This is a genomic window from Lentzea tibetensis (assembly GCF_007845675.1).
GTDB lineage: Bacteria > Actinomycetota > Actinomycetes > Mycobacteriales > Pseudonocardiaceae > Lentzea > Lentzea tibetensis.
Genome location: NZ_VOBR01000008.1, coordinates 105,484 through 125,920, shown reverse-complemented (window position 1 = coordinate 125,920; position 20,437 = coordinate 105,484). Strand labels below are relative to the sequence as shown.

The 20,437-nt window shown below is 67.9% G+C and carries 22 protein-coding genes and 1 tRNA gene; 19 read left to right on the top strand and 4 right to left on the bottom strand.

Annotated features, from left to right (window positions below):
- From FKR81_RS14785 to FKR81_RS14700, 17 genes are all read left to right on the top strand, one after another.
- Positions 1-435 (top strand): RRQRL motif-containing zinc-binding protein, encoded by a 435-nt coding sequence (locus tag FKR81_RS14785; RefSeq protein WP_222598271.1) that lies wholly within the window; start codon positions 1-3, stop codon positions 433-435.
- The gene (locus FKR81_RS14780) at positions 432-884 is read left to right on the top strand and encodes a hypothetical protein (RefSeq protein ID WP_146352232.1); all 453 of its coding nucleotides are present in this window, start codon (positions 432-434) and stop codon (positions 882-884) included. Before FKR81_RS14785 ends, FKR81_RS14780 begins: the two co-directional genes overlap by 4 nt.
- Positions 884-1,063 (top strand): hypothetical protein, encoded by a 180-nt coding sequence (locus FKR81_RS14775; protein WP_146352230.1) that lies wholly within the window; start codon positions 884-886, stop codon positions 1,061-1,063. The genes FKR81_RS14780 and FKR81_RS14775 overlap by 1 nt, the downstream gene beginning before the upstream one ends.
- Before the next feature lie 95 nt (positions 1,064-1,158).
- Positions 1,159-1,419 (top strand): hypothetical protein, encoded by a 261-nt coding sequence (locus FKR81_RS14770; protein ID WP_146352228.1) that lies wholly within the window; start codon positions 1,159-1,161, stop codon positions 1,417-1,419.
- Complete coding sequence (locus FKR81_RS14765) at positions 1,416-1,709, top strand: hypothetical protein (RefSeq protein ID WP_146352226.1); 294 nt, start codon at positions 1,416-1,418, stop codon at positions 1,707-1,709. Before FKR81_RS14770 ends, FKR81_RS14765 begins: the two co-directional genes overlap by 4 nt.
- Positions 1,706-1,984 carry a hypothetical protein gene (locus tag FKR81_RS14760; protein WP_146352224.1) on the top strand — a complete coding sequence of 93 codons (279 nt, stop codon included), beginning with the start codon at positions 1,706-1,708 and terminating at the stop codon, positions 1,982-1,984. The genes FKR81_RS14765 and FKR81_RS14760 overlap by 4 nt, the downstream gene beginning before the upstream one ends.
- The gene (locus tag FKR81_RS14755; RefSeq protein WP_146352222.1) at positions 1,981-3,141 is read left to right on the top strand and encodes a DUF2637 domain-containing protein; all 1,161 of its coding nucleotides are present in this window, start codon (positions 1,981-1,983) and stop codon (positions 3,139-3,141) included. The genes FKR81_RS14760 and FKR81_RS14755 overlap by 4 nt, the downstream gene beginning before the upstream one ends.
- The gene (locus tag FKR81_RS14750) at positions 3,141-5,399 is read left to right on the top strand and encodes a P-loop NTPase family protein (RefSeq protein ID WP_146352220.1); all 2,259 of its coding nucleotides are present in this window, start codon (positions 3,141-3,143) and stop codon (positions 5,397-5,399) included. The genes FKR81_RS14755 and FKR81_RS14750 overlap by 1 nt, the downstream gene beginning before the upstream one ends.
- Before the next feature lie 138 nt (positions 5,400-5,537).
- Positions 5,538-5,852, top strand: a complete 315-nt coding sequence (locus FKR81_RS14745; RefSeq protein ID WP_146352218.1) for a hypothetical protein — start codon at positions 5,538-5,540, stop codon at positions 5,850-5,852.
- Between the two features lie 25 nt (positions 5,853-5,877).
- Positions 5,878-7,035: a hypothetical protein gene (locus FKR81_RS14740; protein ID WP_146352216.1), complete on the top strand. Its 1,158-nt coding sequence runs from the start codon at positions 5,878-5,880 to the stop codon at positions 7,033-7,035.
- A gap of 92 nt (positions 7,036-7,127) precedes the next feature.
- Positions 7,128-7,967, top strand: a complete 840-nt coding sequence (locus tag FKR81_RS14735) for a deazapurine DNA modification protein DpdA family protein (protein ID WP_186762979.1) — start codon at positions 7,128-7,130, stop codon at positions 7,965-7,967.
- A gap of 121 nt (positions 7,968-8,088) precedes the next feature.
- On the top strand, positions 8,089-9,666 hold the full coding sequence (locus tag FKR81_RS14730; RefSeq protein ID WP_146352214.1) for a DNA cytosine methyltransferase: 1,578 nt from the start codon (positions 8,089-8,091) through the stop codon (positions 9,664-9,666).
- A 107-nt stretch (positions 9,667-9,773) separates the two neighbouring features.
- Positions 9,774-10,697 carry a bifunctional DNA primase/polymerase gene (locus tag FKR81_RS14725; protein WP_146352212.1) on the top strand — a complete coding sequence of 308 codons (924 nt, stop codon included), beginning with the start codon at positions 9,774-9,776 and terminating at the stop codon, positions 10,695-10,697.
- Positions 10,694-11,065 (top strand): DUF2493 domain-containing protein, encoded by a 372-nt coding sequence (locus FKR81_RS14720; RefSeq protein ID WP_146352211.1) that lies wholly within the window; start codon positions 10,694-10,696, stop codon positions 11,063-11,065. Before FKR81_RS14725 ends, FKR81_RS14720 begins: the two co-directional genes overlap by 4 nt.
- Positions 11,062-12,024, top strand: a complete 963-nt coding sequence (locus FKR81_RS14715) for an AAA family ATPase (RefSeq protein ID WP_146352209.1) — start codon at positions 11,062-11,064, stop codon at positions 12,022-12,024. Before FKR81_RS14720 ends, FKR81_RS14715 begins: the two co-directional genes overlap by 4 nt.
- A 550-nt stretch (positions 12,025-12,574) precedes the next feature.
- Positions 12,575-14,080 carry a tyrosine-type recombinase/integrase gene (locus FKR81_RS14705; RefSeq protein WP_146352206.1) on the top strand — a complete coding sequence of 502 codons (1,506 nt, stop codon included), beginning with the start codon at positions 12,575-12,577 and terminating at the stop codon, positions 14,078-14,080.
- 236 nt (positions 14,081-14,316) lie between these two features.
- Positions 14,317-14,910 carry a hypothetical protein gene (locus tag FKR81_RS14700; protein WP_146352204.1) on the top strand — a complete coding sequence of 198 codons (594 nt, stop codon included), beginning with the start codon at positions 14,317-14,319 and terminating at the stop codon, positions 14,908-14,910.
- Between the two features lie 91 nt (positions 14,911-15,001).
- Here the strand turns inward: FKR81_RS14700 and FKR81_RS14695 are convergent, their stop codons facing one another.
- From FKR81_RS14695 to FKR81_RS14685, 3 genes are all read right to left on the bottom strand, one after another.
- Positions 15,002-15,319, bottom strand: a complete 318-nt coding sequence (locus FKR81_RS14695) for an STAS domain-containing protein (RefSeq protein WP_146352202.1) — start codon at positions 15,317-15,319, stop codon at positions 15,002-15,004.
- A 499-nt stretch (positions 15,320-15,818) separates the two neighbouring features.
- Positions 15,819-15,892, bottom strand: a tRNA-Pro gene (locus FKR81_RS14690).
- A gap of 20 nt (positions 15,893-15,912) precedes the next feature.
- Positions 15,913-16,866 carry a metallophosphoesterase gene (locus FKR81_RS14685; protein ID WP_146352200.1) on the bottom strand — a complete coding sequence of 318 codons (954 nt, stop codon included), beginning with the start codon at positions 16,864-16,866 and terminating at the stop codon, positions 15,913-15,915.
- Positions 16,867-16,935: 69 nt separating this feature from the next.
- Here FKR81_RS14685 and FKR81_RS14680 point away from each other — a divergent pair, with 69 nt between their 5' ends.
- Positions 16,936-17,406 (top strand): GatB/YqeY domain-containing protein, encoded by a 471-nt coding sequence (locus FKR81_RS14680; protein WP_146352198.1) that lies wholly within the window; start codon positions 16,936-16,938, stop codon positions 17,404-17,406.
- Positions 17,407-17,454: 48 nt separating this feature from the next.
- Here FKR81_RS14680 and FKR81_RS14675 read toward each other — a convergent pair whose 3' ends face one another.
- Entirely contained in the window at positions 17,455-19,905 is a 2,451-nt protein-coding gene (locus tag FKR81_RS14675) for a penicillin-binding protein (protein WP_146352196.1), read from the bottom strand.
- 240 nt (positions 19,906-20,145) lie between these two features.
- Here FKR81_RS14675 and FKR81_RS14670 point away from each other — a divergent pair, with 240 nt between their 5' ends.
- Positions 20,146-20,436 carry a WhiB family transcriptional regulator gene (locus FKR81_RS14670; protein ID WP_146352194.1) on the top strand — a complete coding sequence of 97 codons (291 nt, stop codon included), beginning with the start codon at positions 20,146-20,148 and terminating at the stop codon, positions 20,434-20,436.
- Position 20,437 lies beyond the last annotated feature (1 nt).

The window sequence follows — 20,437 nt, the reverse complement described above, 5'->3', positions numbered from 1 at the left end:
ATGGCCGGCCGGACGTTCCCGCCGTTGCAGCTCGCCACCGTGCCGTGGTCAGACGCGCAGCAGTACACGAACGGCCTGTACGAGGGGCTGCCGCTGCTGGCCTACCACTGCGCACCGCGCAGCCTGCTCGCCACACGGCGTCAACTCCGCGCGATGGACTTGCGCCCCAACGGGTTCGACCCGGTCGCGGTGCTCTACGGGCGGCACAACCGGTCCAAGAAGACGTGGTTCGCGTCGCTGTACCTGATCGAGAACGCCGCACCGATCCGGCCGATGACACCCGCGAAGTGGACCGCACTGGCCAAAGCGAACCTGGCCCGCCGTATCTGCCGCACCTGCGGCAAAGACCCGCTCTATGTGCTGCCGACCAGCACTCGCCAGTGCTGGCCCTGCTTTGAAGCCAACGAGAACAACGACGTGATGGAGGCTGCGTGATGGAACACCTGCTGGAACTCAACGACATCGCCGGGCTCGTGCTGCGCGAGGGAGTGAAGGCGAACGCGCCGCAACCGTGCCGAGTGTCCATTTACAGCTACGGCCACGGCCCGGAACTGGAGCTCCAGTTGTCCAGCACCGGCTGGCGGGAGAAGGTCCGCGCGGTGGCGCTGTGGGCGGACGTGCTGGGCACGTGCGTCACGCTCACCGAGCACGACATCCACGTCGACGTCAGCGCGGCCACGCGGGTCAACGGGCGCGCGGTGCGGGTGTGGCACCACCTCACCCACCGCGACGCCTACGAGCTGGCCACGTTGCTGGACACCGACTTCGGCCGCGGCCCGATCGAGGCCACGCCCGCGGTGATCGCCACGGCATTCGAGGTGTTCGACGACGCCGAAGCGATGTTCGCTGCGCTGGACGCCAGCACCGAGCAGGTCGTGACCTGATGACCGCCACCTTCGCCCGAGTCCTGGACCACACCGCGACGAACTGCCGCCTCAACTGCGGCCTGATGACCGTGCTCATCGACCGGTATGGCACCGGCCAGATGACCCGCGTGCACTGCGGCACCTACCGCGAGAAGTGCCCCCAGGAACCGCGTCCCGTGCCGCAGTGGCGCGGCTAGCTGTGCCCCGAACCGGCGACTGACTCCGACCAAGAAGACCCCCGCCGGTTCGGGCCCAACACCCGATCGATCACCAGACCGAAAGGGCCACACCAGTGTCCACCACACCACCTGCCGACGGCACTGCAGACCAGCCGCCGCCGTCGCTCGCCGAAGTCCTCTCCGCCTGGACGAGACACATGCCCGATGTCGAGGCTCCGATCTCCGAGCTGGCCGAGTGGTTCGACCTCAAGTCCGAGTTGTTGCAACCGATCACCACCGACCCTGACCATCCCGAGTTCGACCAGGCGCGCGAGTTCGCCCGCGTCGCTGCCCAGTCCGCGCAGTCGTTGCGAGACAAGGAGACCGGACGATGAACCACTTCGCCATCCGTGCCGCGTTGCTCGGTCTCGCCGCGGCCGTGCTGCTCGCTGGCTGCGTCCCGCAGACCGCCCGGACCGGCGACGACCCGGTGACTGCTGCTCCTGTGCCGCCCGCGGTCGACGAGGTGTGGGGTGAGGGCGTCACCGTCGACGGGGAGCCCGTTCCGTACTTCTCCGCGAAGTGCGATGCCAACGGAGAACCGTTCGACGTCAAGCCGCCGTGGGACTCGCGGGCGACGGCTGCCGCGCGTCGGGTCTGCCAGGACGGGGAGGCCGGACGATGACCGCGATTCCGTGGCCCGTGCTGCTGGTCGGGCTCGTGCTGGCGCTCGCCGCTGTGGTGTTGCTGTGGAAGCTGCTGCTGACCGCGGCCGGTGTCGGTGTCGCCCAGTGGCTGATCGTGCAGGCGGCCGAGGACAGCGCCGCAGTGCAGATCACCGTGTTCGCGGTCATGGCTCTGCCGACCGTGCTCGTTCTGTCCCGCGTGCTGAGCACGCATCGTCCCGCGGTTGCCGGTGGGCACCGCTTTGCCCACGCCAGTAAGGAGACCGTGGCATGAGCACCACCTTCTACACCGGCCGCGCGGAGCGGACGATGGCCGCGGCGATGGCGGAGCAGCACAAGGCCGCAGCGGAGGCGCAGCGTGCCGAGACCGCGCTGAGGCTGTTCCAGGTCCAGCGTGAGCACGAGCTGGCCGCGGACGAGTTGGCGGAGCGCCGCGCCGCCCGCCGCCGCGCGGATCGTCGTGCTGCTCGTGCGGAGCGGTCCGCGCAGCTGTCGCGTGCGCTGGCGCGGGTGCCGGACTGGCTGTTGTCGGCGCTGTGGGCAGCGGTCATCGTCGCGCCGATCACGCTGGCATGGCGGGCTCAGCAAGCGTTCGCCGTCACCACGTTGCACGTGCCCGCAGGCTGGTCATGGTTGTTCCCGCTGGCGGTGGAGGCGGGGGCGTGGGTGTGCGCGTTCGAGGCGCACCGCCGCGCCCGTAGGGGTGCGCCGATCGGGTCGCTGCTGACGTGGATGTGGCTGCTGTCCGGTATCGCCGCAGGGATCCAGCTCGGTCACGCCACCACGGACTACGGGCCGGTGGCGGGTGTTGCGCTGGCCGCAATGTCGTTGCTGGGTGTGCTGCTGCACCACATCCGGTCCACGGTGGACCGGGCGGCGGTGGAGGGCAGGACGAGTGCGGAGCTGCGTCGGGCGGCGTGGCGTCGGGTGCGGTTCCCGCGGCTGTCGTGGGCGGCTGCGAGCATCGCCGCCGCACGCGGCGCCGGTATCACGGCGGATCAGGCGTGGACGGCGGCGTGGACCGACCGCTACGGCGTCGGCCCGGACTCGTCACGGCGTGACCGGTCGCTGGCGCGGGTCATCGTGCGCCACCAGCACAAGGCCGATCGTGAGGCCGCCCGCAACGGCGGGCTGGTCATCGTGGGCGGCGTGATCCTGCCGGTGACCGTGCCCGTGCTCGAGTCGGCCGGCATCGCCGCGCCGCCGACCGTGGACACCGTGTCCGAGGTGCCTGCCGACGAGTCGGAAACCGGGATCGTACAGGCACAACTGCCCGAGAAGACGGCCCAGCTGCTGATCAAGGTGCGGTCCGCCGTCGCCGCGGGGGAGTTGCCCGCGCGGCCGTCGGCCAGCGCGATCCGCGCGATGTTCAAGGGCGCGTCTGAGACCGCCAGCGATGTGCGTGACCTGATCAGGAAGGAGGCCGCGTGATGACCACGACCGAGAACCACCCCACCCCCGCCGAGTCGACCGGAGGAGACGCCAGCGTGACGGACAACGTGGTGCACCTGCGGCCCCAGCCCGCACCCGAGCAGCAGCTCGACGCGGACCCGCGTGCCGAGATCGAGGTGGCGCCGCCGGTCATTGACGCTGAACTGGTCGACGAGACCGGTGCGGGGGACGTGACCGGGTCGGTGACGCTGGTCGACCAGCCCGGTGGCGACTCCGTGCACTGGGTGCGGCGGCTGCGCGAGACCGAGCGCCTGCCGATCGTGCCGGACTACCTCAAGACCGCGCAGGAAGCGCGCGCCACCGCGGTGTGGGTGGGTAAGCACTACGCGCACACCACCGCCTACCACGGCGTCCGCGTCCCGCTCTACGCACTCAAGCTCGCTGTGCGGTCACCGCTGGGGGCGTTGATGCTCGCCGCGGCCACCGGCCGTTGGGTGTTAGACATGGAAGGCCGCCCGGTGCGCTCCGGTGCGGCGATGCGGCAGGACGCCGAGATGTACCTCAAGCTGTCGCACCAGCGTGACGCCCGTGTCCGCACGCGGCTGATCGTGACCGGTGCCGTGCTGGTCGCGGTCACGGTCGGTGTGATCGTGCTGATGTCCGTGCCGGACCTCGTGCCCTCATGGATCCTGTGGGCCGGTGGCGCGCTCATGGCCGCGGCGCTGGGCAAGTACGGCACCCCTGCTGACCAGCCCGTCACGTCTCGTGCCGTGGTCGGTGCGCAGTTGCAGAAGCTCACCTCCGACGTGGTGGAGAAGGCCCTGATGGTGCTGGGTATCGCGGGGATCAACCAGGCCATGTCGAAGAACGCGCGGGCGATCGGGTTCACCGCGCCGATCACCCGCGACGGCCCCGGCTGGCGTGCCGAGGTCGACCTGCCCGCGGGCGTCACGGCGGCGGAGGTGCTGGACAAGCGGGACAAGCTGGCGTCCGGTCTGGGCAGGCCGCTCGGGTGCGTGTGGCCTGAGGGACGCCCGGATGTCCACCCTGGACGGTTGGTGCTGTGGGTAGGCGACCAGGACATGAGCAAGGCCCGTCAGCCCGCGTGGGCGTTGCGCAAGGGCGAGAAGATCGACCTGTTCAAACCGCAGCCGTTCGGCACGGACGTCCGCGGCGGGTGGGTGTCGCTCACGCTCATGTACGTGGCCGGCATCATCGGCGCGGTCCCGCGGATGGGCAAGACGTTCACGCTGCGGGAGCTGCTGCTCATCGCCGCGATGGACCCGCGCTCGGAGCTGCACACCTTCGACCTCAAGGGAACCGGTGACCTGTCCCCGCTGGAGCCGGTCAGCTACCGCTACCGGGCCGGTGACGATCCGGAGGACCTCGAGTACGCGCTGGCGGACCTGCGCGCGCTGCGCGACGAGATGCGCCGCCGTACCAAGGTGATCCGGGAACTGCCGAAGGACCTGTGCCCGGAGTCGAAGGTGACTACGGAGCTGGCGTCGAAGAAGTCGCTGGGCCTACATCCGGTCGTGGTGGGGGTGGACGAGTGCCAGGTGTGGTTCGAGCACCCTGACTACGGCAAGGAGTTCGAGGAGATCTGCACGGACCTGGTGAAGCGTGGTCCGGCGACCGGGATCGTGCTGGTGCTGGCCACGCAGCGGCCGGACTCCAAGTCCATCCCCACGCCGATCAGCGACAACGCGATCCTGAGGTTCTGCCTCAAGGTGGCCGGGCAGGTGCCCAACGACATGGTGTTGGGCACCTCGTCCTACCGCAACGGTGAGCGCGCCACCACGTTCTCCTTCACGGACAAGGGAATCGGGCTGCTCAAGGGCGTCACGGACGAGACCAAGACGGTCAAGTGCGTGTACATCGACGCACCCAGCGCCGAGAAGATCGTGGCCCGGTGCCGGGCTGTCCGCGTCACCGCGGGCAGGCTCACCGGCTACGCGGCCGGTCTGGACGCCGCGGTGGACGACGTGGAGGCCGCGGACACGCTGCTGAGCGACCTGCTCAACGTGTTCGGCAGCAGGGACAAGGCGTGGTCGGAGTCCCTTGTGGACGCACTGGTGGAGCTGCGCCCCGCGGCCTACGCGGCGTGGGGCGAGCTGTCCAACGGCGCGGCCAAGGCCACCCAGCTGGCCGCGGCGCTCAAGCCGTTCAGCATCAGCACCAAACAGGTCTGGGGCACCGACCCCGCGACCGGGAAGGGCGCCAACCGCATGGGTGTCGAACGCACCCACATCGCCGACGCTCTCACCGAGCGTGACGGAAAGCGCAAGCGCGGCTAGCTACCGCACCGGCCCTAGGTCTAGAGCCTGCACCCTCTAGACCTAGGCCCCCCTCTAGACACCCACATACCCGCTGATCAGCGCCCTAGCACCTAGCGGCGCCGGACTCGCGCGCCCAAAACAACCCGGAGGGGTCCTTTGACACCCCGAACAATCCTGACGTTCGCACTCGTCCTCGAACTCACAGCGGTCACGATCAGTGACCATCCTGCGTCCGGTGTCGCCACGCTGCTGCTCACGCTGCTCGCAGCCGGATACGCCTGGTCCTGCTGGGCCTTCCCGTTCCGGCCGTGCCCGTCCTGCAAGGGCAGCGGACGCCACGTCAGCAGCGGCCTGTTCCGCGGCGTCCAGCTCTGCAAGCGCTGCAAAGCCACCGGGCTGAAGCTGCGCCGCGGCCGAGCCATCTACAACGCGCTGCACCGTCACCGCACCCGAACCCGCCGCAACCGATAACCCCAGCTCACGAAAGGGACGTGACATGTGCCGTGCAGGCGGACGCCGCTGCACCGGCAGCGCCACCAGCAGCCGCGCCACCCAGAACGCCCGACAGCAACGCAGCCGAGCACGCCGCGCCCTGCGCAACGCCCGCGGCGCGGGCGATGACGCCGCCATCGCGCAAGCACAGCAACGGCTCGACACCGCGAACGCCGAACTCAAGCACCACAGGGAGAACTCCGTGAACAGCCACGACGACAAGACGCCTGCACACACCGGGGACGTGACACCCGACGGTGGCCAGGACAGCGACGTGACCGATGTGCAGCGGGAACGAGCCGCCGCCATCGAAGCCAGCAAGACAGCGCTGGACAACGGCGACGGCGCCGCCTACGCCGCCGCACTGGACCGGCTCGCCGCCCTGCCGCGCGAAACCCCGCCCACCAGGAAGTCCACCGCGAGTGGTGACGTCGTGGTCACCCGGTTCAGCGGCACCACCTCCGGCACGGTCGTGCAGGCAGGCCAGGTCAACGGCGGCATCACCATGAGCGACCACCAGGGGCACGGCATCGGCAGGGCCATCGTGCGCGGCAGCGGCAATGTCGTATCCAGCGGCGACATCGTCAACGGCCGACCAGTCCCAACGGGGGACGTGACCGGTTCGGCCATCAGCACCGGGCAGGCCAGCCACGGCATCCAGCACGACCGGCCGCAGCACTCGCAGGTCGTCATCGGCAACGGCAACACCGTCAGCGGCCACCCGAACCGGTCCGGCAGCACCGCGCAGGTGGTTCGAGGCAACGGCAACACCGTCAGCGGTGGCCGCACCATGAACACCGCAGGCGACGCACCGCATGGGCGGCCGCAACAGCTCGCCACCACGTTCGACAACGGCCGCATCCAGCACCACGTCAGCGGCGAGATGCGCGGCATCCAGGCCGACGTCATCGACGGCGGGATCACCTTCGGCCCTGGTGGGGGCTTCACCATCGGCAACAACGCAGGCCAGCCCAAGGACGTGACACCGCCACCCCTGCAGCAGCACAACCGCCACCAGCCCACCCGTACGGCGGAAACCGCTGCGCCACAAGGAAACAACAGCACCGGACCGGTCGTCATCACCGACGACGACGGCCACTCGATCGTCCAAGCCGGACACGTCAACGGCGGTGTCTGGGTCAACGGCCGCCGCGTCCGGTAGCGGCATCCGCACTGCTCACGGCAGGGACGTGACATCCATCGTTCCTGCCGTGAGTTCCCAGCGCGCCCACTGTCCACACGGGAGGAACCGCGATGAGAACTGAGTTCCTTCTGGGCTTCCACCAGCCTGTGGCGTTGGAGCGGGCGGGCGTTCCGCTGTTCGTATCGGACACCCGGCTGCGTGACCGCAAGACGCTGCCTCGCGCAGCTGCGCCGTGGGCTCTGGACAGCGGTGGGTTCACCCAGTTGCAGAAGTTCGGCGACTGGACGGTGCCGCCGCGGGAGTACGTGGCGCGGGTGCGGCGCTACCGCGACGAGATCGGCCAGTTGATGTGGTGCGCGCCGCAGGACCGGATGTGCGAGCCCATCGTCATCTCCGGTGGCTGGGCCGGGCGGTTGTACTTCGTCGGCACCAAGTTGTCGGTACCAGAACACCAACGGCTCACGGTGGACAACGCGGTGGAGCTATCCATGCTCGATGCGGACCTGCCGTGGCGGCGGGTGTTGCAGGGGTACAAGAAGGACGAGTACCTGCGGTGCGCTGATCTCTACGAGCGGTCCGGGATCGACCTCACCCAGGAATCGCTCGTGTGCTTGGGGTCGGTATGCCGCAGGCAGGGCACCAGGGAAGTACTCGACATCCTCCGCGCCCTGCACCGCCGGGGCATCACCCGCGTGCACGTCTTCGGGGCGAAGACCTTGGGTCTGCGTTTGTACGGCGATCTGGCCTACTCCGCTGACTCGCTCGCGTGGTCCGAAGACGCCCGCCGTATCGGGCGGCCTGTCTGCGGAACGGTCCATCCGCGCGGTGGCAAGAACTGCGCCAACTGCCTGCCCTACGCACTCCAGTGGCGTGCCCGACTCCTCAACGACCACACGCGACCCATGCCGTGGCAACTGGGGCTGTTCGACGAGATCGGAGACGCAGCATGACCGCACCACACTCCACCAGGCCTGCAGTAGCGGTATCCGCACTGCTCGCGCCAGGGACGTGACAACCCCGTTCCTGGCGCGAGTCCTCACCTGTTCACCGTCCAGAAAGGCCTCTACGGCAATGACGCTGACCTTCACCGACATCTTCTGTGGCGCGGGCGGTTCCTCGATCGGACTGTCCGCCGCGGGGTTCGAGCTCAAGCTGGCCGCGAACCACTGGCCACGAGCGATCGAGACGCACGCCGCGAACTTCCCCGGCGCGGAGCACCTGTGCGCGGACGTCTCGAACTACGACATGCGGCGCTTGCCGCGCACCGACGTGCTGTGGGCCTCGCCGATCTGCACCGAGATCAGCCCGGCCGGCGGCCGAAAACGGCAGACCGCGCAGCTCGATCTGCTGGAGCAGGGACCGGTGGCGCGGGCCGGGTTCGAGCGGACCCGCGCCACGTTCATGGACGTCATCCGCGCTACCGAGGTGCACCGCTACCGCGCGGTGCTGGTGGAGAACGTGGTCGACGTCGCCACCGACTGGGAGCTGTTCGACTGGTGGATCGGCGGCATGAAGCTGCTGGGCTACAACGTTCAGTTCACCAGCGTCAGCTCCGCGCACGTCGGCGACGACACCAACCCGCACGCCCCGCAGTGGCGCGACCGGCTCTACATGACGTTCACGCGTGAGGGCATCCCGCTTCCCGACGTCACCCCCACGCCGCTCGCGTGGTGCGGGGAGTGCGGGCAGCAGGTGCGGGCGGTGCAGTCGTGGCGGCGTGCTCGTGGCCGGACGGTCGGCAAGTACCGGCAGCAGTACGACTACCGCTGTCCCAACAGCGGGTGCCGTCACGCCCTGGTGGAGCCGTTCGTGCTGCCGGCCGCCGCCGCGATCGACTGGACCGATCTCGGCGAGCGCATCGGCGACCGGTCCCGGCCGCTGGCCGCGTCCACCATGCGGCGGATCCAGGTCGGGCTGTCGATGTTCGGCGAACCGACCATGGTCACGGTCACCCACGGTGGGGACGACGGCCGCGCCTACCCGGTCGGTGCCGCGCCGCTGCACACCCGCACTGTGAAGATCGGGGACGGGCTGGCCACACCGGGCTGTCTCGTGCCGTCCGGTGGTACTTGGCGCACGGACCCGACCAGCCCCGCGCATCCGATGCCCGCGCGGACCATGCGGGAGAACGACGCGCTGCTGTGTGCGCCGTTCGTCACCGTGCTGCGCAACCACGCCACCGCCACCGACGTGAACGCTCCGCTGACGACGGTGTCCGCTGGGGGCAACCACCACGGGCTCACCGTGCCGCCCGGCGCGGAGAACGCCTTCTACGTCAAGAACTACGGCGGGAACCTCGATCCCCGCCACTCCGCCAAGACCATCGGCGACCCGTTCGGCACGGTCACCACCCGAGACCACCACGCCCTGGTCGTCCCCTACCGCAAGGGAGCGAAACCACACCGCACCGATCAGCCGCTGTCCACCGTGGCCACCCGCGAGCAACACGGCATGCTCCGCGCCGCGGTCGACGTCGATGACTGCCGCTACCGCATGCTGCGACCCCGCGAGCAGCTGCGCGCCCAACGCTTCCCCGACACCTACGCGGTCACCGGCAACATCGCCGAACAGACCATGCAGGCCGGAAACGCCGTCTCATCCAACGTCGCCCAATGGCTCGCCGGGCGTCTCGCCGCAGTCCTCGCCTGAACACCCCGTGCTGCTCGCGCCGGGGACGTGACCATCCGTCCCCGGCGCTGGTTCCCACCAGGAGAACTCAACCCCGTGCACGACCACCGTCCACATGGGAGAAAACGATGACCAGCCACACCACCACCCTGATCGGCACGCCGGACGAGGACCCGGACAACCCACTGCTGGACGCTGCGCTGGCTGCCGCCGCACGCGGCTGGCCGGTCTTTCCGCTCGTGCCCGGCGGCAAAGCCCCTGAGGTGCGGGACTGGGAGCGGCGCGCCACCACCGACCCCGACCGCATCCGACGCTGCTGGACCCACGGGCCCTACAACATCGGGCTGGCCACCGGCCCCGCCGGACTCGTCGTGGTGGACCTGGACGCCGCCAAGCCCGGTGACGTCCGGCCGGCCGGGACGGACCTGGACGGCGTCGCGCACGGGAGCGAAGTCCTCGCGATGCTCGCCAACGACAGCGGCAACACCTTGCCGCCGACCCGGACCGTGGCCACGCCGTCCGGCGGGCTGCACCTGTACTTCACCGCGCCCGCAGAACTCGAGTACCGCAACACCCAGGGCCGGTTGGGCTGGCACATCGACACCCGCGCACACGGCGGGTACGTCGTCGCGGCCGGATCGGTCGTGCACGGCCGGACCTACCAGGTGACCGAGGACCTGCCGGTGGTCGACCTGCCTGCGTGGCTGGCTGAGCGGCTGCGTCCGGCTCCGTCGCGTCCGCCGGTCCCGCCTGCCCGGTTGCAGGCGCCGGGCAAACGCGGCCGGTACCTGGCCGCGGCGATCGCCGCTGAGGTCGCCCGTGTCGAAGGCGCGGCATCCGGGGAGCGCAACGGCGCGCTCTACATGGCCGCGCAGAACCTCGGGCAACTCGTGGCCGGGGGAGAACTCACCGAACAGGAGGTGCGGGACGTGCTCATGCACGCAGCGGCCGGATACATCGCCGTCAACCCCAGTCGGATCTTCAAGGCCGAAGGAACCATCACCTCCGGTCTTCGAGCGGGCGCGCGACGGCCGCGGAAGGTGGCCGCGTGACCGGCCGCGTGCTCGTGACCGGGAGCCGCGACTGGTCCGATGTACACCGCCTTCGGCGAATGCTCGCCGTTGTCCGCGCCTGCTACCCGACAGCCGTGCTCGTGCACGGCGGCTGCCGAGGAGCGGACCGCATCGCCGCACACATTTGGCGCGGCTGGGGCCTGCCGACCGAGGAACACCAGCCCGACTGGAAACAGCACGGAAAGGCAGCGGGCCCGCGCCGCAACCGGCACATGGTCCAGCTCGGAGCAGACGTCTGCGTGGCCTTCCTGCACCCGGAATCCCGCGGCTCCGTGCAGACCGCCGTACTCGCTGAGCAAGCCGGAATCCAGACCTTCCGCATACACCACAAGGAGGTGACGTCATGACAGAACCGCAGCCGCCAGCAGAGAACGCCAACCTGTTCGGCGAGACGTGGACAGCCGATCGGCTCATGGCCGCCGAGTTCCCGCCGCCGAAATGGGCCGTCCCCGGTGTCCTGTGCGAAGGCGTCACCCTGCTCGCCGGTCCGCCGAAGGTGGGCAAGTCGTGGATGTCGCTCGGGCTGGGCCTCGACATCGCGGCCGGCCGCCCGGCGTTCGGGTCGATCGACATCGCCGCGGGCCCGGTGCTCTACCTGGCCCTGGAAGACACGCCACGGCGCCTTCAGAACCGCATGGGCAAGATGCTCAAGGAGATCGGAACGGCGCCGCCGATGCTCACCCTCGCAATGGACTGCCCACCACTCCCACAGGGTGGTGACAGGGCCATCGCCGGGTGGCTGCACCGCAACGGCAACGCACGACTCGTCGTCATCGACGTGTTCGCCAAAGTCCGCGGAACCGAGCAAGGCCACGTGCCGCAATATGACGCGGACTACGCGGCCATGACCCGCATCAAGAAGGTGGCCGACTACTACGGCATCGCCGTGGTGCTGGTCCACCACGTCCGCAAAGCCGTGCACGAGGACTTCCTGGCCACCGTGTCCGGCACCAACGGAATCGCAGGCGCAGCCGACGCCGTGCTCGTGCTCGAACGCGCCCGCAACAACGCAGACGGCGTCCTGCACGTCACCGGCCGCGACGTCGAAGAAGCCGACCACGCCCTGTCCTTCAACCCCACCACCGGGGCCTGGTCGATCCTCGACGGCCCCGCCATCGACCACACCGTCGGAGACACCCGCGCCCTGATCCTGCGCTACCTGCGCGAACACCCCGGCAGCCAACCCAAAGACATCGCCGCGGCCATCGGCGTCACCGCGGACAACGTCCGTCGCACCTGCGCCCGCATGTGCGACGCGAACCAACTCACCAAGAACGCCACCAGCCAGTACTTCGTGCCGCTCTGACCCAGACGGGACCGAGACCAACACGGAGCTGTCCCACCTGTCCCACCTGTCCGACCACGCCACCTGACCAGCACAAACCAGGTGGGACAGTGCGCGCCCAGCGCTGTCCCACCTGTCCCATCCAGGGGAGGCACCACGATGGCCAAGCAGGTATCCATGGACCGGCCTACGAGTGATTCGGTCCTTCACCGGCCGCGCGACGTCGCAAAGCGTCTCGGCTGCTCAGAGTGGTGGATCAAAGAACAAGCGCGTAATCGTCGAATTCCGTTCAGCTGGATTGGCGGCCGGTACCTATTCACGGATGAACATGTATCGGAAATCGTCGCAATATTCGAGAGGCGCCCGGTCGAACTGGTCGTGCCCGCCGCCCATCATGACCAGCTCGCGCAAGCGCGGGAAGTTCGTGTAACCAATCCAACGACGAGACTGAAAGCGCGTGCACCGAAACGCGCCCGAAATGCACGGGCTCAGTCAACGGCTGCTTAAGGAAAAAACCTGGCGCCCGTCGTAGCTAAGGCTGCGACGGGCGCTTCCTTCGCTTGGAGTGCAAATGGGCTATGCGGAGAAGCGTGGAACCTACTGGCGTGGCCGATACAAGATTGCGCCGGGAAAGTACGGGACCGTAGCCGACGAGGACGGCGTTGTCATTCGCTTCTCCAAGAAGCGTGACGCCGAGAAAGCGGCTGACGAAGCCGAGGCGGCGATTCGAAACGGGAAACGAGTCGCGCCGCCGGATAAGGTGCTGTTTGGCGACTACGTCAGCGGGTGGTACGCAGAGCAGGACCTTGCCGCATCGACCATGCAAAATTATCGGAGGCACATTGAGGAGCACCTGCTGCCCACCTTCGAAGAGGTGCCGCTACGTAGCATCCAGCTCGCTGATGTCAACTCCTGGGAGAAGGCAGAACGTGCGGCGGGCTATGCCGAGTCAAGTATCAAGACCTGGCGTGGCACTCTCCACCTCATCTTGGAGGATGCGTTTGACGAGGGTCTGGTTGATGCCAATCCGGCGACCAAGCGTCGCGGGCGGGGAAAGCGGGCCGGACGCTCGCGAAAGCGTGGGCCGGAGAAGGTGGTCACAACGGCCCTGGGGATCATCCTCCTTGCCGAGCGGGCAGCGTTGTTGTCGGGCCGAGACGACGAATTTGTTGGCGTTGTAACCAAGGGGTTCACGGGTATGAGGTGGGGGGAGCTTGTCGGACTGGAGACTGAATACGTCAGAGAGACGAGCATTCGTGTCGAATGGCAGCTATATGAACTCGACACGGGGGAGCTGCACCGTTGCCCTCCAAAGGATGACTCACGTAGGACGATTGATATCCCGCAATGGCACTCTCAATTGCTGATCCAACACATCGCGTGCAGCGATACCGGTCTCTGTTCCTGTCATGAACGTAGCTACGTCTTCAGCGGGCACCGCGCTTCCAACGGCTCCGTTCGAAAGGTTGGACCGAAGGTGGTGGATGTCGCCCGCCTTGCGGGTGTGTCGACTGGAACCGTGTCGGCTGTGCTCAATCGCGCAGAATCCGTGAAGGCGGCAACGAGGGCCGACGTCGAAGCCGCGATTGCGGAGCTTGGCTACGTACGGGGTGGGGCACCGGCACAGCTTGCGGCGCACTGGCGTCGCAACGGGTTCGCCACGTGGTTGTTTCGGCCCGCGGCCACCGGGTGGTATCCGAGCAAGGCGCCATCACCAGCGCGGCCTGTGCCCGTGATCGGCAATCCATGGCCGGGTATCCCCGTGCGAGGAAGGAATGCACCGGGGCGTGCAGACTCGTGCTGGCTGCCGATCGCAAACGGGCTGACACCTCACGGCCTGCGGCACACGCATAGGACGCTCCTGGTGGAACTGGGCGTGCCCAGCAAGCTGATCGACGAACGCATCGGGCACGAGGACGGCTCAGTGCAAGGCCGCTACACCCACGTGACGTCCCGCATGCGGGAGCGCCTTCTGCAGGACCTCACGGACGTCTGGGAGACCGCTCTAGCCGAGCGTCGGGTGATGTGTCGAACGTCGCCTGTGCAGGCCCTCGACAGGCTGCTGTGGGCAGCCTGATGGGGTAGGGGTTTCGGGTCGGAAACACAAGTTCGTCTCCCGGATTTCTCCCAGGGACGGCCGGAAACACAGATCAGGCCCTGTCCGCGTCTACTGCGGACAGGGCCTGAGGTGGCCACTAAGCCGTGATCATCGCTCAAAGGGGTGATCGTTTCGTGACCTCATAACGCTGGCCGGGAACTCAACGATTGATCTTGCGAGGCAGCAGACAGCCGCACGGTTCACTTGGAGTGATCTTGGCTCAGCAACACGACCCGCCACCGGCGTTCTTGCGCATGTGGTGGCACATCCCGAACTGGTCCCGCATGCTGCCCGCCGTCGTGGTGGGCGGCGGCGCGCTCGCGTCGATGGCGCTGGTATCGACCTCCATGCCGCCGTCACCCGACACACCGGACATGGCGGCTCCGGCGACACCAGGCCTGATGGTCCAGGCGCCCTTCGATTCTCGCGACATGACGGCCGTCGACTATGTGCATACCTCCGGCACAACGGCAAGCAGCGCCAAAACCACGGCGAAGTTGGTGTCCTCGGCAACAACCGCAACCGTGGCACAGTCCGAGACGCAGCAGCAGGCTGGGCCCCAGCCCCTGCAACAGGTCCAGCTCGATCAGCTCCAGCCGCGCGGCGGTGACATCGACAGCTCTGTCCAAACCGCATCTCCCGCCGATTCCGGCGGCGGCGCGGACACGGCCGGTGTGCAGCTACCCCCTGCCAACCTCAGTGGTGCGAACCTGACTGGTGTGCGGGAGGCGGCTCGTGCCGAGCTGACTGGCATCAACGTGCCTGGTGCGGACGGCACCCGCCTCGTTAGCCACTTCGTGAGCAATTAGCTAACGCACCGGGCCCATGCTGGTACGGAACATGCCGGCCGAATCCACCATCCAGTTGGCCTGCCCGCCCGGCGAGGACACCTGGTGGTTGCTAACCCGAGGTTCTGTACGCGCGGCGTGCTCGGCCAACTGGCGTGAGAGTGATGGTGATGTTCGGGAACAAGTCGCACAGGTTCAGAAGGTCGGCGATGTGAGCAATCCATCCGTCGTCGATGATTACTAGCTGTTTCGGTTCGAGGGCTTTTGCGGCACCGATAACCAGGTGCATGCCTGCGGCACCTATGAACGCGAGTTCAGAACAGTCCAAGGTGACGTCGCCGCCTCGACGAACTGCTTCGTCTAGCGCGGCCCTGAACGGCTCGCAGCTCGAGAAGTCGATCTCGCCTTGAACCCGAACGGTCGTGTTCATGTGGCCCGGTGCCTTCCCGTCTGTATCGCACTCTGAGCCTCTGATACCAGAAGGTTGGTGCTAGGGCGGGCTGTAGTACAGGGTCAAACGATACTTCTCGGCAGGAGCGTTCGACCCCTGTGACATTCGGCTACCTCCGGTGTCGTCTCCGGGGGCGGCTGGCTGAATGGGCCAACGTCGTCCAGCTCAGGGCGCACGATTACATCAGGGTCCCCGCGGCTCGACCCGTACTACTCCTGCACACCGTCGCGCTGTGGCCGTCAGCGGGCCAGAGGTTGGCGGAGCCGGGCCCTGGCCCTGCCGGAACGGCCTTCAACGCAGTGCGCGAGCGGGCCCCGCAGGGCCGCCTGACAAGCTGTTGCGGGCTGCCTGACGGGGGAGGGGTTTGGGAGTCGAAACTCAAGATCTTCTCCCAGATTTCTCCCAGGAGAGCCCGGAAACACAGATCAGGCCCCGTCCATGTCTACTGTGGACGGGGCCTGATCTGCACTTATCTTTGTCGGGGTGACAGGATTTGAACCTGCGACCTCTTCGTCCCGAACGAAGCGCGCTACCAAGCTGCGCCACACCCCGATTTGGGAACGAGGAGAACTCTACAGGACGTCCGCATCCGACTTGAAATCAGCCCCCTCAGCACGGGCCTGACCTGCCTCAACGGCCCGCGGCACCAACGTCAGCAACGAAGCCTCAGGCGGGCATGCGAACCGAACGGGCGCGTACGGCGAGGTGCCCAACCCGGCGGACACGTGCAGCCACATGTGGGAACCCCACCGCGAAACACCCTTGGCCCGAGACCGGTCCAACTCGCAGTTGGTCACGAGAGCCCCGTAGAAGGGGATGCACAGCTGCCCGCCGTGCGTGTGCCCGGCCATGACGAAGTCGTAGCCGTCGGCCGCGAACGGGTCGAGCACGCGCGGCTCGGGCGAGTGGGTGACGCCGAGGCGCAGCGCGGCGCGCGGGTCGGGTGCGCCCGCGATGTCGGCGTAGCGGTCGCGCTTGAGGTGCGGGTCGTCGAGTCCGGCCATGAAGATGGACTGACCGGCGACGTCGATGGTGCGGCGCACGTGGGTGAGGTCGTGCCAGCCGCGCTCGATCATCCCGGCGCGCAGGTCGCGCCAGGGGAGCGTGATGCCGTGGACGCGCTTGGTCTTGGCGGACGGCAGCAGGTAGCGCACCGGGTTCTTGAGGCGCGGCGCGTAGTAGTCGTTGCTGCCGAACACGAACACGCCCGGCTTGTCGAGCAGCGGGTTCAGCGCGCGCAGCACGGCGGGTACGGCCTGCTTGTGCGCGAGGTTGTCGCCGGTGTTGACGACGAGGTCCGGCTCGAGCTCGGCCAGCGAAGCCACCCAGCGCTGCTTGGACTTCTGGCCCGGCATCATGTGCAGGTCGGAGATGTGCAGCACGCGGATGGGCCTGGCGCCGGGTGCGAGCACCGGCACGGTCGCCTGGCGCAGTGTCCACCGCGTCCGTTCGTATCCGGCGGCGTAAGCGACGGTCGCGGCGCCGACGGCGGTCGTTGCTAGCAGGGCTCGGCCGAACGTGTTCACGGCCTCAAGGGTACGGACCCCCGGTAACTCGATCGGCGCCGCGTCGGGCGGGCGGTACCGTTCCCACCCATGGCTGACCTGAAGACCCGGCTGCAGAGTGACCTCACCGCAGCCATCAAGAGCCGAGAGACGATCACCGCGGGCGCACTGCGGATGGCGCTCACGGCCGTGACGACCGAGGAGGTCTCCGGCAAGAGCGCGCGCCAACTCACCGACGACGAGGTCGTCAAGGTGCTGACCCGCGAGGTGAAGAAGCGCAAGGAGGCCGCCGAGGCCTTCGCGAACGCGGGCCGGGACGAGAAGGCCCAGCTCGAGCGGGACGAGAGCGCGGTGCTGGAGGCGTACCTGCCAGCCCAGCTCGACGACGCCGAGCTCACGGCCATCGTGGACGCCGCGGTGGCCGAGGTCGCCGAGCAGCTCGGCGAGCAGCCCGGCCAGCGTCAGATGGGGCAGGTCATGAAGATCGTCAACGGCAAGGTGGCCGGTCGCGCCGAAGGTGGCCGCATCGCGGGCGCCGTGAAGGCCAAGCTGTCGTCCTGACGGCAGAAACGACGAGGGGCCACTCCCGCGCTGGGAGTGGCCCCTTCGTCATCTGGGTTCGCCGGGATCCGTCGGCAACGTGATCGGCGGCGGCTCACCGGGGCGACCGGGTTCGCCCGGCTGACCGGGCGGCTGCCCCGGCTCCTGCGTCTCCGTCGGCACCGGCGGCGGCAGGTAGCCCGTGCTCACCAGCAGCGTGACCACGGTGCCGCGCAACGCGTTGCCGCGCGGCGTCTGGCTGACGACCGTCCCCTTCGGCTGGTCGGAGTTGTGGTTCTGCACGCTGACCTTGTACCCGGCTCGCTCGAGGATCCCGGTCGCGTCGTTGACGTTGCGGCCGACGACGTCCGGGATCTGGATCTCCTTGCCGCCCTTGCGGTAGCGGTCCTCGATCGGCGGCAGCTGCGACACCGGCATGCCGCCGTGCACCTTCGTCATGGTGTCGAACCACGTCTTCGCCGGGATCGTGCCGCCGAAGATGTTGCCGTTGCCGCACAGCCGGGGCTGCGCGCCGAGGCAGATGGGCCGGGGGTTGGTGCCGTCGTTGAACGTCTGCACCGCGCCCGCGAAGTCCGGCGTCGCGCCGATGAACGCCGCGGACTTGTACTCCTCGGTGGTGCCCGTCTTGGCGATCATCGGCCGGGTCCACTTGAACTGGCGGGCCGCCGCGGCCGCCGTGCCGTTGCCCTGGTCGTCCTTGCTCATGCCGACCGCGAGGCCGTTCGCCAGGCCCTCGGCGACGACCTGCTCGCACGGCGACTCGTTCAGCGGCACCTGCTTGCCGTTGCGGTCCAGGACCTTCATCAGCGGCGTCGGCGGGCACCACTTGCCGCCGCTGATGATCGTGGCCGCCACGTTCGCCAGCTCCAGCGTCGACACCGGTGCGGGCGACAGCGTGAACGACGCGTTGCCGCCGTTCTGCTTGTAGTACTCGGTCTGCGAGATCCGCAGCTGCTTGTCCTTGGCTTTCGAGTCCGGCCGGGTGCCCGCGATGTTCGTCGCCATCGTCTCGCGCATGCCGAGCCGTCCGGCCATGTCGACGACGGCGTCCATGCCGACGTGCTCCTCGAGGATGACGAAGCCGGTGTTCGGCGAGGTCTGCAGCGCCGTCTGGAGCGACATCGACGACGGGTAGCCGCTGGACGCGTTGCCGAGGCAGTACCAGCGGGTGTTCGGCTCACCCGTGCCGGGGCACTTGGCGCCGCCGCCCTTGAAGACCTTCGACACGTACGAGCTGGGTGTGGCCATCGTGTTCTCGATGCCCATGCCCTTCTCCATCGCGGCGGCAGCGGTGAACGTCTTGTAGACCGAGCCCGCGCCGAACTTGTTCTCCACGCCGCTCGGGAGGTCGAACGTGGTCTGGTTCTGGTCGGCCTTGAGGCCGTAGTCGCGGTTGGCCACGAGGGCCAGCACGTCGTGCCTCTCCTTGCCGGGCTTGACGATCGCCATCGCGTTCGCGATGCCGTCGACGTTCTTCGCGGCCTGGCCCTCGGCGGCCTGCTTCGCGACCGCGGTGACGCCGCGGTCCAAAGTGGTCTGAATGACGTAACCGCTGGTGCGCAGCTGTTCCTCGCTGAAACCCGCGCGCTGCAAGTAGTTCACGACGTACGAGCAGAAGAACCCGTTCTCCGGTCCGGCACCGACGCAACCGTTGGGCGGCGTGCGCACCGGTGTCGCGAGTCCGAGGCCTTCTTTCTTCGCCGCCTCTGCCGCGTCGCGTGAAAGCTTGTCGTTCTCGACCATCTTGTCGATCACTTTGTTGCGACGTTCCAGAGCCTTGTCCGGATACTCTTCGGGGTTGAGTGCTGACGGACTGTTCACCATTCCGGCGAGCATTGCCGCCTGAGGCACCGTCAACTTGTCCGGAGTCGTGTTGAAGTAAGCCTGCGAAGCCGCGGCGATTCCGTAGATGGTCGAACCGAAAGGCACCACGTTGAGGTAGCGGGCGAGGATCTCCTCCTTGCCCAGCTTGCGCTCCAGCTGCAGCGAGATCCGGGCCTCGCGCATCTTGCGCGCGATCGTCTGCTCCTGGGCCTTCTGCTGCTCGACCTTGTTGTTCCGCGCGACCACGTGCACCAGGTAGTTCTTGACGTACTGCTGGGTCAGCGTGGACGCACCCTGCGACACCGAGCCGCTGACCTGGTTCGTCACCGCCGCGCGGAAGGTGCCCTTCCAGTCGACGCCCTGGTGCTCGTAGAACCGCCTGTCCTCGACCGAGATCAGCGCCGCCTTCATGGTCGGCGAGATCTTCTCGGGCGGTGTCAGGACTCTGTACTGGTCGTACAGGTACGCGATGGGCGCTCCGTCCTTGTCCGTGACCGTTGTGATCAGCGGTGGGTCTGTGGTCACGAGGTCGGCCGAGATGCTGTCCACGGTGTCGCTCGCGCGGTTGGACACGAGGCCCATCGCGCCGACCACCGGGAACAGCATGCCGGCGAGGAGGACCCCGGCCAGCAGGCACAGGCCGAGCATCTTGAGCACGCCATTCCTGACTCGCACGTGCGTCAGCGTACGCGTGACACGAATGGGTGATGATGATCAGCAAGACCCGTCACTCAGGATGAGTAGGCGTACTCAAGACAGGTAACGGGTGTGCAACCCAGGGTTGGACATGGAACCGGGAGGCTCTACAGTCCGTCAACGTCCAATGAATGCGGCCGTCGGCGTCCGACGCTACGGCATCCGCGGCAGGGGTGTGGCGGATTTCAGGAAATTGGACAGCACTGAGGAGTGGGGGATATGGATCAGGGGGATTGGCGTATCAACGCTTCGTGCCGGGATGAGGAGCCAGATCAGCTCTTCGTCCGAGGCGCGGAGCAGCGCAAAGCGAAGCTCGTGTGCCTCGGATGTCCCGTGCGCACCGAGTGTCTCGCCGAAGCTCTCGACAATCGGATCGAGTTCGGCGTCTGGGGCGGAATGACGGAGCGTGAGCGTAGGGCTCTGCTGCGTCGCCGTCCGGATGTCGATTCCTGGTTCGAGCTGCTCGAGAACGCGCGCAACGAGCACTTCGAAGACAGCAGAGTGGGATAAC

Coding starts and splice junctions, on each gene's coding strand:
- FKR81_RS14705 (WP_146352206.1), top strand. CDS start 12,575: ATGGGCTATGCGGAGAAGCGTGGAACCTACTGGCGTGGCCGATACAAG.
- FKR81_RS14765 (WP_146352226.1), top strand. CDS start 1,416: ATGAACCACTTCGCCATCCGTGCCGCGTTGCTCGGTCTCGCCGCGGCC.
- FKR81_RS14680 (WP_146352198.1), top strand. CDS start 16,936: ATGGCTGACCTGAAGACCCGGCTGCAGAGTGACCTCACCGCAGCCATC.
- FKR81_RS14735 (WP_186762979.1), top strand. CDS start 7,128: ATGAGAACTGAGTTCCTTCTGGGCTTCCACCAGCCTGTGGCGTTGGAG.
- FKR81_RS14740 (WP_146352216.1), top strand. CDS start 5,878: ATGTGCCGTGCAGGCGGACGCCGCTGCACCGGCAGCGCCACCAGCAGC.
- FKR81_RS14760 (WP_146352224.1), top strand. CDS start 1,706: ATGACCGCGATTCCGTGGCCCGTGCTGCTGGTCGGGCTCGTGCTGGCG.
- FKR81_RS14785 (WP_222598271.1), top strand. CDS start 1: ATGGCCGGCCGGACGTTCCCGCCGTTGCAGCTCGCCACCGTGCCGTGG.
- FKR81_RS14730 (WP_146352214.1), top strand. CDS start 8,089: ATGACGCTGACCTTCACCGACATCTTCTGTGGCGCGGGCGGTTCCTCG.
- FKR81_RS14750 (WP_146352220.1), top strand. CDS start 3,141: ATGACCACGACCGAGAACCACCCCACCCCCGCCGAGTCGACCGGAGGA.
- FKR81_RS14775 (WP_146352230.1), top strand. CDS start 884: ATGACCGCCACCTTCGCCCGAGTCCTGGACCACACCGCGACGAACTGC.
- FKR81_RS14725 (WP_146352212.1), top strand. CDS start 9,774: ATGACCAGCCACACCACCACCCTGATCGGCACGCCGGACGAGGACCCG.
- FKR81_RS14755 (WP_146352222.1), top strand. CDS start 1,981: ATGAGCACCACCTTCTACACCGGCCGCGCGGAGCGGACGATGGCCGCG.
- FKR81_RS14670 (WP_146352194.1), top strand. CDS start 20,146: ATGGATCAGGGGGATTGGCGTATCAACGCTTCGTGCCGGGATGAGGAG.
- FKR81_RS14695 (WP_146352202.1), bottom strand. CDS start 15,319: ATGAACACGACCGTTCGGGTTCAAGGCGAGATCGACTTCTCGAGCTGC.
- FKR81_RS14715 (WP_146352209.1), top strand. CDS start 11,062: ATGACAGAACCGCAGCCGCCAGCAGAGAACGCCAACCTGTTCGGCGAG.